This window comes from Bacillus sp. FSL R5-0585, from assembly GCF_038004545.1.
Taxonomy (GTDB): Bacteria; Bacillota; Bacilli; order Bacillales; family Bacillaceae_G; genus Bacillus_A; species Bacillus_A cereus.
In genome coordinates this window covers 16,975-30,815 of record NZ_JBBORJ010000004.1, presented here as the reverse complement: position 1 = coordinate 30,815, position 13,841 = coordinate 16,975, and the positions used below count along the sequence as shown (strand labels likewise).

Sequence of the window (13,841 nt, the reverse complement as noted above, 5' to 3'; positions counted from 1 at the left end):
TTTATGTGCGGAAAGCTTACTTTATGAATAAAAAAAATCGCTCCCCTTATGGAGAGCGATTTTCTCTAATACATTACGCTTTTAATTTTGACATTGCAATTTCAGCTGCTGCAATCGTCGCTTCAATATCTGCATCACTATGTGCTGTCGATAAGAATAAACCTTCGAATTGAGATGGCGGTAAGAATACACCTTGTTCTACCATTTCACGATAGTAAGCCGCAAAGAATTCTAAGTTTGAAGATTTTGCTGCATCGTAATTAATAACGGGTTCATCTGTAAAGAAAATACCAATCATAGAGCCTGCACGATTAATATGGTGAGGAATGCCATGTTTTTCAGCTGCTTTACGTAATCCAGCTTCTAACATTTCAGCTTTACGCTCAAATTCTACATATGATTCTGGCGTTAACTGTACTAACGTTTCATAACCTGCCGCCATTGCAAGTGGGTTACCTGATAAAGTACCAGCTTGGTAAATCGGTCCGCTTGGCGCAACTTGGCGCATAATTTCCGCTTTACCACCGTATGCTCCTACTGGTAAACCACCACCGATTACTTTACCTAAGCATGTTAAATCAGGCGTTACGCCATAATAACCTTGGCCACAATTATAAGCGACTCGGAACCCTGTCATTACTTCATCAAAAATAAGCAATGCACCGTTTTGTTCTGTTACTTCACGAAGACCTTCTAAAAATCCAGGCTGCGGAGGAACAACCCCCATATTTCCTGCTACTGGTTCTACAATTACACAAGCAATATCATCACCGAATTGTTCAAACGCGTATTTTACGCTTTCTAAATCGTTATAAGCTACTGTAATCGTATTTTTCGCTACACCTTCTGGTACACCAGGACTATCTGGTAAACCTAAAGTCGCCACACCAGAACCAGCTTTAATTAATAACGAATCACCATGACCGTGGTAACAACCAATAAATTTCAAGATTTTATTACGACCTGTATAACCACGAGCTAAACGTAGTGCACTCATTGTTGCTTCCGTTCCAGAGTTAACCATACGCACAATCTCAATTGATGGCACGCGCTCAATAACAAGTTTTGCTAATTTATTTTCAATTTCTGTTGGTGCACCGAAGCTTGTACCTCTTTCAGCAACAGATTTTAACGCTTCTACAACACGATCATTTGCATGACCATGAATTAAAGGACCCCATGATAATACGTAGTCGATGTATTCATTTCCATCGATATCATATACTTTAGAGCCTTTTCCACGCTCCATAAACAACGGATTCATCCCAACAGACTTAAAGGCACGAACCGGGCTATTTACGCCACCAGGCATTAAGTCTTGCGCCTCTTCAAACGCTACAATTGACTTATCAAACTTTTTCATTATTTAGCGCCTCCTTCTTGTAACCATCTTGCTGCATCTTTTGCATGATACGTAATAATTAAATCTGCTCCTGCACGTTTCATACTAATTAATTTTTCAAGAACAACTTCTTTTTCATTAATCCAACCATTTTGCGCTGCCGCTTTAATCATCGAATATTCACCACTTACATTATAAGCGACAACTGGTAAATTAAAGTTATTTTTCACATCACGAACGATATCTAAGTAAGAAAGAGCTGGTTTTACGATTAAGAAATCTGCACCTTCCATTACATCTGATTCTGCTTCACGGAATGCTTCCATACGGTTTGCCGGATCCATTTGATATGTTTTACGGTCACCAAATTGCGGTGCACCGTGCGCAGCATCACGGAATGGTCCATAAAATGCTGATGAATATTTCACAGCGTACGACATAACTGGCACGTGTCCAAAACCATTTTCGTCTAATGCATGGCGAATTGCTGTTACAAAGCCGTCCATCATGTTTGATGGCGCAATAATGTCCGCTCCTGCTTTCGCTTGACTTACAGCTGTTTTCGCAAGAACTGCAAGAGACTCGTCATTTAAAATAATCCCATCTTCAATTACACCGCAATGGCCATGGCTTGTAAATTGACATAAACATGTGTCTGCAACTACTACTAGCTCAGGGAAATCACCTTTAATTTGCTGAATAGCACGTTGTACAATTCCATGATCACAATATGCTGATGATCCAACTTCATCCTTTTCAGCAGGTAAACCAAATACAATAACAGAACGAATACCTAAATCAACAACTTCTTGCATTTCAGCTTGCAATAAATCTAAAGACATTTGATATACGCCCGGCATAGAAGGAACTTCATTACGAACATTTTCACCTTCTAATACAAAAATAGGGTAAATAAAATCTTCCGTATGTAAAAACGTTTCACGCACAAGTGCACGCATGCCCCCGCTTTGTCTTAAACGACGATGACGATTAAATTGTAAAGAGTTCATAGATTTCTATCCCCATTCTTTCATTTTATAGATTCACAAACATATTGTAGTAATGCTTCTACAGTGTACTCTCTCGGCACAATAACAGACGGAAAATAAAGACTTGCCTCTTTTTCCGTAATAGGTCCTATACAAGCAATTGTACATTTTTTTGTCCATTCTCTCCAGTTTGTACCCTCAAGTAAACGAACAAAACTAGTAACAGTTGAAGGGCTCGTAAATGTAATAATGTCTACTTTCCCTAACTTCAATGCCGCTATAAGCTCTTGCTTTTTTTCTATATTCACTTTCGTACCGTATACGGTTAGCTCATCTAGAGAAACACCAATTTCCCGAAGTGCAACCGGAATTACCTCTCTTGCTAAATTCCCTTTCGGAAATAAAATACGTTCATTTCCACTTAATTCTTTTAGAAACTCTTCTGCAAATGCTTCTGCAACAAATGAAGTCGGAACAAAATGAACTTGATAGCCCCTTTTTTCTAACTCTAATTTTGTTTTCACACCTACCGCAGCGATTTTAATGGTTAGTGGTAGTTTCTTTTTTAAACTATCTAGAAAAAAAGCTACACCATTTCTGCTCGTAAAAATAACCCAGTCGTATGAATGTAGCTGCTCTTCAGTATGTTGAATTTGCCTATGAGACATACCTTCCATACGCAAAAGCGGAATTTCCAATGGAATTCCGCTCTTTTCTTTCACTGCTACACTCATTTGTTTCGCTTGATGCTGGGCACGTGTAATCAATACCGTTTTTCCAGCGAGAGCGTTCATATTTATTGTTGCTCCTTATTTGCAGCAAGAATGAGTTCTTGGGCGCCTTGCTTAATTAAACGGTCCGCGGCCTCTAATCCTACTTCCTCAGGATTAGTACCCACTACTGTCTCTTTTAATAAAACAGAGCCATCCATAGAGCCGACAAGAGCTGTTAATTCGATTGCATCGTTTTCTGTAAGGGTTGCATATCCAGCAATTGGAACTTGGCATCCACCTTCAAGTTTATGAAGAAATACTCGCTCCGCTGCCACTGTTCTTTCTGTTATCGTATCATTAATATGCGCTAACAATTGCAATAAATCCTTATCATCCTCACGACACTCAATCGCTAATGCACCTTGTCCTACAGCAGGTACACATAACGTTTCATCTAAATGTTCTGTAATAACTTCATCATCCCAGCCCATTCTTTGTAATCCAGCTGTCGCTAAAATAATCGCATCGTAATCTTCTTCTTTTAATTTACGTAAACGTGTATCGATATTCCCGCGAATCCACTTAACTTGTAAATCTGGTCTCGCAGCGAGTAGCTGTGCACTACGTCTTAAACTACTCGTACCTAAAATAGCACCTTCCGCTAACTCTTTAAACGATGCTCCATTTTTTGAGATAAAAGCATCACGAGGGTCAACACGCTTTGGTGTACAGCCAATCATTAAACCTTCTGGAAGTACGGCTGGCATATCTTTCATACTATGTACAGCCATATCGATTTCTTTCGTAAGTAGCGCATGTTCAATCTCTTTTACAAACAAGCCTTTGCCGCCTACTTTTGAAAGAGTAACATCTAAAATAACATCACCTTTTGTGACAATTTCTTTCACTTCAAATTCATATGGTAGACCTAGGGCTTTTAACTGATCAATAAACCAGTTTGTTTGCGTTAATGCTAGTTTACTCTTTCGTGATCCTACAATAATTTTGCGCATAATTCTCTCTCCTCATTATAAATACCAAAAGTGGAAATTGGATAAACTGCTTAATAGAAAAATGTTTACTAGCATTACGAGAAACGATCCGATATTCCACTGTACAATTTTCTTACCTTGCAACACATCTGCCGCTCGTAAATATAAACCTGTGCAATACACAAATAGAACGACAAAAGATCCGATTACTTTCGTATCATACCAATGGAAATTATCCAATTTTGTATATCCCCATATACATCCTAATAAAATTGCTAGTAAGAAAAATGGAACAGAAAATAAATTTAATCCGTAAGACATCGATTCTAGCTTCGGTAAATTCCCTAACCTTCTTAATCTCGCATTCCATTTTTTCTTTTTTAATAGGCGATATTGTAATAAGTACATAATAGAAAAAATGAACGATACAGTAAACGTTGCGTAAGAAATAATTGCCATACCGACATGCACGTATACAAGTTCTGAAACTAATTGTTCCGCAAGTACTGGCGACATCTTTCCGAGCGGTGTAAAAATAGAAAAAGCGCTTACGCCAAATGCAACAACATTTGTAAAAAAGACTAAAAAGTCAATCCTCATAAATCGATTAATGACTAACGACATCGTAATCAATAACCAAACATAAAAATAAATCCCTGATAATAAAGTTAAAATAGGATTCGTTTCTGAATCTGTAGCTCTAAGCAACATAAAAATAGACTGCAGGACCCATACAATCGCAAGTAACCAAAAAGCAAATCGGTTCGCCTTTCGGTTACTTTGGAAATAATCTATAAAATATAAACTAATGCTACAAGCATATAAAATAATTGCAATATGATAAATAATACTGTTATTTAAAAAACTCATCCGATCATCCTTCCAAATTATAAAGATGGAACGGATGGTGTCCACACTCTTTTATGTTCTACTTCTTCCGCACGACTCTCTACGTCTTCCGTTTCTAAATCAAAAATCTTTGCAAATAACGCTAATTTTTCGCTCGCTCCCTCTTCAGCAGCTATTTCTTTCGCTACTAAAATTGGGTCTTTTAATAATTGATTAATAATACTTTTCGTATGCTTACTAATAACTTTTTTCTCACGATCACTAAGGTTTGGTATTTTTCGCTCTAGGCTTACCATCGTTTCACTTTGGATTGCAAGTGCCTTATCACGAAGAGCTGATATTAATGGAACAACACCAAGTGTACTTAACCACGTTTTAAATAGAACAATTTCCTCTTCAATCATAAATTGAATTTTCTCTGCCTCTTTCAAACGCTCAGCACGGTTTGCCTCCACTACTCCTTGTAAATCATCAATATCATACAAGAAAGAACCTTCTAGCTCATCAATCGCTGGATCAATATCACGTGGCACTGCAATGTCAACCATAAACAAAGGGCGACCAGAGCGCATTTTCTCTACCTTTGTCATCATCTCTTTCGTAATGACATACTCCGATGCACCAGTTGAACTAATTAAAATATCTGCTTCTAATAATGCACATTGTAATTCGCTTAACGATTTTGCATGTCCCATATATTTCTCAGCCATTACTTCTGCTTTCGAAAGCGTCCTATTCATAACTGTTACTTTACGAGCACCACTTCCATATAAGTTTTGTAGTGCAAGTTCGCCCATTTTACCAGCACCAAGAATAAGCACATGACAATCTGTTAACTCGCCAAATATTTTCTTTCCAAGCTCAACAGCAGCATAACTAACAGACATTGCACTTTCCCCGATTGTTGTTTCTGAGTGGGCACGTTTTGCTAATGTAATGACTTGCTTAAACAATTCATTAAAAATTGTGCCTGTTGCTTTAACTTGTTGCGCTTCTAAAAAGCTATCTTTTATTTGACCTAAAATCTGCGTTTCTCCGACTACCATTGAATCTAAACCGCACGTTACGCGGAATAAATGATCTATTGCGCCATCTTGTTCAAAAATAGTTAAATATGGCGCGACTTCTTCTATTTCAAGCTGAAACCAATCAGCTAAAAACTTCTTAATATAATACCGTCCCGTGTGTAATTGATCGACAACAGCATAAATCTCAGTGCGATTACAAGTTGACACAATGACATTCTCTAACACGCTCTTTTGATTTTGTAATGTAGTCATCGCTCGCTCTAGTTCTGCTGCCTGAAATGTGAGTTTCTCACGAAATTCTACAGGGGCTGTTCGATAATTTACACTAACAACAAGAATATGCACGCAGCATGTCCCCCTTCACCCGTTTTATCACTTTATCTACTATCATAATACAACTTTCCTCTTATGAATCTGACAATCGTGTGAACAACCGATTATTTTTTAATTATTCTCCGTATGTAATAAAGGAGATTCAGTAACACTAATAAAAAAAATTCTACTTTATAATGATTATAAATTAATAACTCTATTTGTACGTTACCAAAAAAAGCCCTCATAATCAAGTGATGGAAACTATTCCATATAAATTATAACATCATCTTCCCTATCTTCTTTCATCATGAAGGAAAATATGTATGATTGTTCCAAAATGTAACAAAGACTTTCTCAATAAAATGTATTTGACATTGCATTTCTTTTTCGTTATATTAGTTTTACAAAATTAAATTGTGCACAACTTAATTAGAAGGGAGTTATTTATGACAGAAGACTCTTTGCATCTAGATAACCAACTTTGTTTTTCTATTTACGCCTGCTCTAGAGAGGTTACTCGTTTTTATCGACCTTATTTAGAAGAAATGGGTATTACGTATCCCCAGTACATTACTTTACTCGTACTATGGGAGCAAGATGGACTAACAGTAAAAGAAATTGGAGAACGTCTATTTTTAGATTCTGGTACGTTAACACCTATGTTAAAACGTATGGAATCATTAAAACTTGTAAAACGTGTTCGTTCCAAAGAAGACGAGCGAAAAGTTTGTATTGAATTAACAGAACAGGGCAAAGATTTAAAGAAAAAGGCTTGTTCATTACCGACAACGATGGCTACAAACTTAGGAATTACAGAGCAAGAATATCGCTCTTTATTAATTCAACTAAATAAACTGATTGACACAATGAAAACAATTAATGATGGAAAAGGGGAATAAATATGGATAAATTATATACTGCTTCAGTAACAGCAACAGGTGGAAGAAATGGGAAAGTATTTTCAGATGATGGCATATTAAATCTTGATGTAAAAATGCCGAAAGCACTAGGTGGTGCAGGCGGAGAAGCAACAAATCCAGAACAACTATTTGCAGCTGGTTATGCAGCTTGTTTCGATAGTGCATTACAACTTGTCATTCGTACAAAACGTGTGAAAGTAGAAAGTACAGAAGTAACTGCTCACGTTTCTATCGGAAAAGATACAGATGGTGGTTTCGGCCTATCTGCTGTACTTGATGTACATGTGGCTGGCGTTTCACATAGCGAAGCACAAGAACTTGTAGAAGCGGCTCACGGTGTATGTCCTTATTCGAAAGCAACACGAGGAAATATTGAAGTTACATTAAACGTACGCTAAAAAATTTAGCAAAACAAAAACGCGCGACATTCGTCACGCGTTTTTTGTTTTTGTAAATTTATGAATTGCTTTCCACGCTTCTTCTTTTCCAAGTCCTGTTTCAGAAGAGAATAGAACAATTTCATCGCCAATTTCAACAGCAAGCGTTTCTTTTACAATTTTTAAATGCTTTTGCCATTTCCCTTTCGGAATTTTATCGGCTTTCGTCGCAATAATAATTGTTGGGATTTCATAATGCTTTAAGAAATCATACATCATCACGTCATCACTTGTTGGTTGGTGACGTAAATCAACTACTAATACAGCTGCGTCTAATTGTTCACGCGTTGTAAAGTACGTTTCAATCATTTTCCCCCATGCAGCGCGCTCCGATTTAGATACTTTCGCATATCCATAACCTGGAACGTCAACAAAATGCATCATCTCATTAATTAAGAAAAAGTTCAGCGTTTGCGTTTTTCCTGGTTTAGAAGAAATACGTACTAACTTTTTACGATTTAAAATTTTATTAATAAAGGAAGACTTCCCCACATTTGAACGACCTGCTAATGCAATTTCTGGTAAATCACTGTCTGGATATTGTTCTGGTTTAACAGCACTAATTACAATATCTGCTTTTGTTACTTTCATTGTTTCACTCCTACTAATGCGTGCTCCAATACTTCATCTAAATGAGATGCAAGCACAAACGTAAGGTTTTCTTTTACGCTCTCTGGAATATCATCTAAATCTTTCTCGTTTTCTGCTGGCAAAATAATTTTTGTTAAGCCTGCGCGGTGAGCACTTAATGTTTTTTCTTTTAAACCACCAATTGGTAATACACGACCACGAAGTGTAATTTCACCTGTCATACCCACTTCTTTACTTACAGGAATACCTGTTAGCGCAGAAATAAGTGCCGTTGCCATCGTAATACCTGCTGACGGTCCGTCTTTTGGAACTGCTCCTTCTGGAACGTGAATATGAATATCATTTTTCTCATGGAAATTCGGATCGATCTGAAGCTCTTCTGCACGAGAACGTATATAACTAAACGCAGCTTGTGCTGATTCTTTCATAACATCCCCAAGTTTCCCTGTTAAAATTAGTTTCCCTTTTCCTGGCGCTACAGAAACTTCAATGGCAAGTGTATCGCCGCCTGCTGCTGTGTAAGCTAGACCTGTTGCCATACCAACTTGGTCTGTTTTTTCAGCTTGCCCATAACGGAATATGTGTTTACCAAGTAAATCAACAATCTTTTTCTCTGTCACAACGATACGTTTACGTTCTGCTGTAACGATAATCTTCGCTACTTTACGGCAAACTTTTGCAATTTGGCGCTCTAGCGTACGAACACCAGCCTCACGTGTATAATAACGAATAATCTCAAGCAGCGCTTCATCACGCACTTGTAAATTACCTTTTCGTAAGCCATGTTCTTTTAATTGTTTCGGCAATAAATGCTCACGAGCAATGTGTACTTTTTCAAGTTCTGTATAGCCAGCAATCGAAATGATTTCCATACGGTCAAGTAATGGACCTGGAATACTTGAAAGTGTATTAGCAGTTGCTACAAACATAACTTTTGATAGATCATATGGTTCTTCAATGTAATGATCACTGAAGTTATGGTTTTGTTCTGGATCTAATACTTCAAGTAATGCCGCTGATGGATCTCCACGGAAATCGTTAGACATTTTATCAATCTCATCTAATAAGAAGACTGGATTAACTGTTTTCGCCTTTTTCATACCTTGAATAATGCGTCCTGGCATTGCTCCAACATATGTACGGCGGTGACCACGAATTTCAGATTCATCACGCACACCACCAAGAGATACACGGACGAAGTTACGATTCAATGATGTTGCAATTGAACGCGCTAACGAAGTTTTGCCGACCCCAGGAGGGCCTACTAAACAAAGGATAGGTCCTTTTAATGAATTCGTTAACTTCTGTACAGCTAAATATTCAAGTACACGCTCTTTCACTTTTTCAAGACCGTAATGATCGTTATTTAAAATCTCTTCCGAATGAGCAAGATCAATTATATCTTCTGTTGCCTCTGTCCACGGAAGCGCTAATAACCAATCAATATAATTGCGAATAACACCACTCTCCGCAGAACTTGCTGGTAACTTTTCATAACGATCTAATTCTTTCAGCGCAGCCTTCATTGTTTCTTCCGGCATTCCTGACTGTTCAATTTTCTCACGAAGTTCTTCTACTTCTCCGCCCTTGCCTTCTTTGTCGCCAAGTTCAGTTTGAATCGCCTTCATTTGCTCACGTAAGAAATATTCTTTTTGCGTGCGCTCCATGGAACGTTTCACTTTTTGCCCAATTTTCTTTTCTAGGCTAAGTAACTCTTGTTCATCTTGAATAATTGAAATAAGTGTTTGTAATCGTTCTTTTACAGATACAATCTCTAGAATCTCTTGTTTCTGCTTCGTTTTAATCGGCAAGTGAGAAGCAATTAGATCAGCTAATCTCCCTGGTTCTTCCACATCAGCTACCGTTGCAAATGTTTCATTTGAAACTTTTTTCGAGACTTTAATATATTGTTCGAAATGCTCCAGTAACGTACGCATAAAAGCTTTCTCTTCTAAATCATCTTCTACTTCTTCAGTTACCGTTTTAATAGACACTTGTACTACATTTTCTTCTTCGATAAACTCTATTACTTCTGCTCTATGTAAACCTTCCACAAGGACACGAAGCGTACCGTTCGGCAATTTTAACATTTGCTTCACTTTCGCCACCGTACCTACACTATATATGTCATCTTCTTTCGGATCATCGATATTCATTTCTTTTTGCATTGCTAAAAAGATGATATTTTCATCCATTGCCGCCTGCTCTAGTGCTTGTATCGATTTATCACGTCCTACATCAAGATGCAAAACCATCGTTGGATATACGAGAACGCCTCTTAATGGTAGGAGGGGCACGATTCTTTCGTTCGTATTCATACTAGACATAGCACCTCCATAATAAATTAAACTCCTGTTCAACTATTTTATATTACAATACACCTAGATGCAATTGCTGAGATTCCGCGCAATTGTAAATAGCTTGTTTTTCTACCTCACGAAAAGAAAAAAGACTCCGATTAAGCATACAAACTTAAACGAAGTCTGGCAAATTTTATTATTGTTTATTTTTACATAGATTGTGCATCTGTTTCGTCTACGTGAGTATGTACATCTAGCTCTCTATGCATATTTTCTTGCATAAACGTTAACTCAAATACTTCTTTTAACTTACGGACAGGAATAATTTCAATTCCCTTGATCGTATACAAAAATGGTTGCATATTTTCAGCAGGAATAATGACTTTCTTAGCTCCCGCTTTTTTCGCAGCTTTTATTTTCGCGTACACGCCACCAATAGGTTTTACTTCTCCGTGTATACTTATTTCCCCTGTCATCGCTACTTCATTATTTACATACGTGCGGTGCACCGCAGAATATACACCTGTTGCCATAGCGATTCCTGCAGAAGGTCCATCAATTGGGATACCACCTGGAAAATTAATATGTATATCATATCCTTCTGGCAACACATCTAAAGAACGAAGTACTGTTAATACATTATCAACAGAGCCTTTCGCCATACTTTTACGACGAATCGATTTCGTTTGACTACCAATACTTTCTTCTTCTACAATTCCGGTAACATTTACCGATCCTTTATCTTTCGCCTTGATTGCTGTTACTTCAATTTCTAATAACGCACCTGTATTTGGTCCGTATACAGCAAGACCATTTACAAGACCAATCCTTGGAATCGGATAAATGTGCTTTTCATATTTCGGTGTAAGCTGACTTGAGTGAACAACCCACTCTATATCTTCATCCTTAATGAAAGAACGTTCTTCATTTATCGCCATACCAGCAGAGATTTGCACGAGATTAATCGCTTCTCGTCCATTCCTTGCATACATCCCGATCATTTCAATACCATTTTCACCTATTTGCATTTCCACTTTTTCCGCGGCATTTTTCGCTACTTTTTGAATTTCTTCTGTATCTAATTCACGGAAAAATACTTCTAAGCAACGTGACCGAATAGCAGGAGGAATTTCCTCTGGCGAACGTGTCGTTGCTCCAACTAAGCGAAAATCTGCCGGTAAGCCTTTTTGGAAAATATCATGTATATATGTTGGGATCATCGTATTTTCTTCACTATAGTACGCACTTTCTAAAAATACTTTTCGATCTTCTAACACCTTTAACATTTTATTCATTTGAATCGGATGGAGCTCGCCAATCTCATCAATAAACAAAATACCACCATGTGCATCTGTTACAGCACCTTTTTTCGGTTGCGGAATACCTGCTTGCCCCATCGCCCCAGCACCTTGATAAATCGGATCATGCACCGAACCTATTAAAGGGTCTGCGATACCACGTTCATCAAACCGAGCTGTTGTCGCATCAAGTTCAATAAATGTTGCATTCGTACGAAATGGAGATTTAGGATTTCGTTTCGCTTCTTCTAATACAAGACGTGCTGCCGCTGTTTTCCCAACACCTGGCGGGCCATATATGATTACATGTTGCGGATTCGGACCACAAAGAGCCGCTTTTAACGACTTAATTCCGTCCTCTTGCCCTACAATATCTAAAAAGGTTGTAGGACGCACCTTTTCTGCTAGCGGCTCTGTTAAAGAAATCTCACGCATTTTACGAAGCTGTTCTAATTCTTTTTTCGATTCTCGATCAATTGAAACTTTTTGTGTTCGTTGATTTCGAAGTAAATGCCAGAAATACAATCCGACAATTACACCAAAAACAAGTTGAACAACTAAAAATATATTTGTCCAGCTCATTATTTATTTCCTCCCGCAATATTTTATCTCTTAGTATTTCCGCGGAGGAACGTAGCTAAACATAAAGAAAAACAGCAATTATAAAAATTGCTGTTTCCCTTTCGCATTATGCAGATGTTTTTGTATCAAGTACAGTACCGTCTTGTAACACCAATTTTGGCGGCTCATTATCAGCTACTGTTTCTTTTGTAAGAATACACTTCTCGATATCTTTACGAGATGGAAGTTCGAACATTACATCAAGCATTAAGCCTTCAATAATAGAACGAAGTCCACGAGCACCCGTTTTACGTTCAATTGCTTTTTTCGCAATTTCGATTAGTGCACCTTCTTCAAACTCTAACTCAACATCGTCAAGCTCCAATAATTTTTGGAATTGCTTAACAAGTGCATTTTTCGGTTTCGTTAAAATATCAACAAGAGCATCTTCATCAAGTGGCTCTAGGTTCGCAATAACTGGAAGACGACCGATAAACTCTGGAATTAAACCAAATCTTAAAAGATCCTCTGGTAATACGTGAGATAAAACATGCTTCTCATTTACATCAGCATTTTTCTTCTCAGAACCAAATCCAATTACTTTTTCACCAAGGCGACGTTTAATAATCGGCTCAATGCCATCAAACGCTCCACCACAAATGAATAAGATGTTCGTTGTATCAATTTGAATAAACTCTTGGTGCGGATGCTTACGACCACCTTGAGGTGGAACGCTTGCTACAGTACCTTCTAAAATTTTCAGAAGTGCCTGCTGCACACCTTCACCAGATACATCACGTGTAATTGATGGATTTTCGGACTTACGTGCCACTTTATCAATCTCATCAATATAAATAATTCCTTTTTCCGCTTTCTCTACATCATAATCAGCTGCTTGAATTAACTTTAGTAAGATATTTTCTACATCTTCCCCAACATATCCAGCTTCTGTTAAAGATGTTGCGTCTGCGATTGCAAATGGAACATTTAAAATACGCGCTAAAGTTTGTGCCAGTAATGTTTTACCACTACCTGTTGGCCCGATAAGTGCGATATTACTCTTCGCTAATTCTACATCATCAATTTTACTGTTAGAATTAATGCGTTTGTAATGGTTATATACCGCTACCGCTAGTGCTTTTTTCGCGCTATCTTGCCCGATGACATACTCATCTAAGATTTCACGAATTTCTACCGGTTTCGGTACATCTTTGAATTCTACTTCTTCGTCCTTCGCAAGCTCCTCTTGTACAATTTCAGTACAAAGTTCGATACACTCGTCACAAATGTAAACACCTGGACCTGCCACTAACTTTCGAACTTGCGTTTGTGTTTTACCACAGAAAGAACATTTTAATTGCCCTTTTTCATCATTAAATTTAAACATATTTTCACACCCCTTACAAAGTGCTAACCTCTTGCCTTCGTATGTACACGATAAATGTATCGTATGTAAATACATATTATGTCACTACGTGGCGAGAAATACAAATAATATGACTAGTT

The 13,841-nt window shown here is 37.6% G+C and carries 12 protein-coding genes; 2 read left to right on the top strand and 10 right to left on the bottom strand.

From position 1 onward, the window contains the following. Positions 1-73: 73 nt before the first annotated feature. Genes hemL through hemA form a run of 6 tightly spaced genes read right to left on the bottom strand, consistent with a single transcriptional unit; the run spans position 74 to position 6,258 of the window. On the bottom strand, positions 74-1,363 hold the full coding sequence (hemL, locus tag MKY38_RS28850) for a glutamate-1-semialdehyde 2,1-aminomutase (RefSeq protein ID WP_065222803.1): 1,290 nt from the start codon (positions 1,361-1,363) through the stop codon (positions 74-76). Continuing rightward, on the bottom strand, positions 1,363-2,352 hold the full coding sequence (hemB, locus tag MKY38_RS28845; RefSeq protein WP_001087065.1) for a porphobilinogen synthase: 990 nt from the start codon (positions 2,350-2,352) through the stop codon (positions 1,363-1,365). Before hemB ends, hemL begins: the two co-directional genes overlap by 1 nt. 20 nt (positions 2,353-2,372) lie before the next feature. Next, positions 2,373-3,125 (bottom strand): uroporphyrinogen-III synthase, encoded by a 753-nt coding sequence (gene hemD, locus MKY38_RS28840; RefSeq protein WP_065222802.1) that lies wholly within the window; start codon positions 3,123-3,125, stop codon positions 2,373-2,375. Positions 3,126-3,127: 2 nt separating this feature from the next. Next, positions 3,128-4,057, bottom strand: coding sequence for a hydroxymethylbilane synthase (gene hemC / locus MKY38_RS28835; protein WP_001226402.1), 930 nt, complete (start codon positions 4,055-4,057; stop codon positions 3,128-3,130). A 15-nt stretch (positions 4,058-4,072) separates the two neighbouring features. Continuing rightward, entirely contained in the window at positions 4,073-4,906 is an 834-nt protein-coding gene (locus MKY38_RS28830; RefSeq protein WP_000008991.1) for a cytochrome c biogenesis protein, read from the bottom strand. A 17-nt stretch (positions 4,907-4,923) separates the two neighbouring features. After that, positions 4,924-6,258: a glutamyl-tRNA reductase gene (hemA, locus tag MKY38_RS28825; protein WP_078385146.1), complete on the bottom strand. Its 1,335-nt coding sequence runs from the start codon at positions 6,256-6,258 to the stop codon at positions 4,924-4,926. 416 nt (positions 6,259-6,674) lie between these two features. Here hemA and MKY38_RS28820 point away from each other — a divergent pair, with 416 nt between their 5' ends. Both MKY38_RS28820 and MKY38_RS28815 read left to right on the top strand, forming a co-directional pair. Continuing rightward, positions 6,675-7,127: a MarR family winged helix-turn-helix transcriptional regulator gene (locus tag MKY38_RS28820; RefSeq protein ID WP_065222800.1), complete on the top strand. Its 453-nt coding sequence runs from the start codon at positions 6,675-6,677 to the stop codon at positions 7,125-7,127. 2 nt (positions 7,128-7,129) lie between these two features. Continuing rightward, positions 7,130-7,546 (top strand): organic hydroperoxide resistance protein, encoded by a 417-nt coding sequence (locus MKY38_RS28815; protein ID WP_000359767.1) that lies wholly within the window; start codon positions 7,130-7,132, stop codon positions 7,544-7,546. A 33-nt stretch (positions 7,547-7,579) separates the two neighbouring features. Here MKY38_RS28815 and ysxC read toward each other — a convergent pair whose 3' ends face one another. From ysxC to clpX, 4 genes are all read right to left on the bottom strand, one after another. Next, positions 7,580-8,176: a ribosome biogenesis GTP-binding protein YsxC gene (ysxC, locus tag MKY38_RS28810; RefSeq protein ID WP_065222799.1), complete on the bottom strand. Its 597-nt coding sequence runs from the start codon at positions 8,174-8,176 to the stop codon at positions 7,580-7,582. Then, positions 8,173-10,503 (bottom strand): endopeptidase La, encoded by a 2,331-nt coding sequence (gene lon, locus MKY38_RS28805; protein WP_000097285.1) that lies wholly within the window; start codon positions 10,501-10,503, stop codon positions 8,173-8,175. The genes ysxC and lon overlap by 4 nt, the downstream gene beginning before the upstream one ends. Before the next feature lie 182 nt (positions 10,504-10,685). Next, a complete protein-coding gene (gene lonB / locus MKY38_RS28800) occupies positions 10,686-12,356 on the bottom strand; it encodes an ATP-dependent protease LonB (RefSeq protein WP_000119170.1) in 1,671 nt (556 codons plus the stop codon). Between the two features lie 106 nt (positions 12,357-12,462). Then, entirely contained in the window at positions 12,463-13,722 is a 1,260-nt protein-coding gene (gene clpX / locus MKY38_RS28795; RefSeq protein WP_000472289.1) for an ATP-dependent protease ATP-binding subunit ClpX, read from the bottom strand. Between the last annotated feature and the right edge of the window lie 119 nt (positions 13,723-13,841).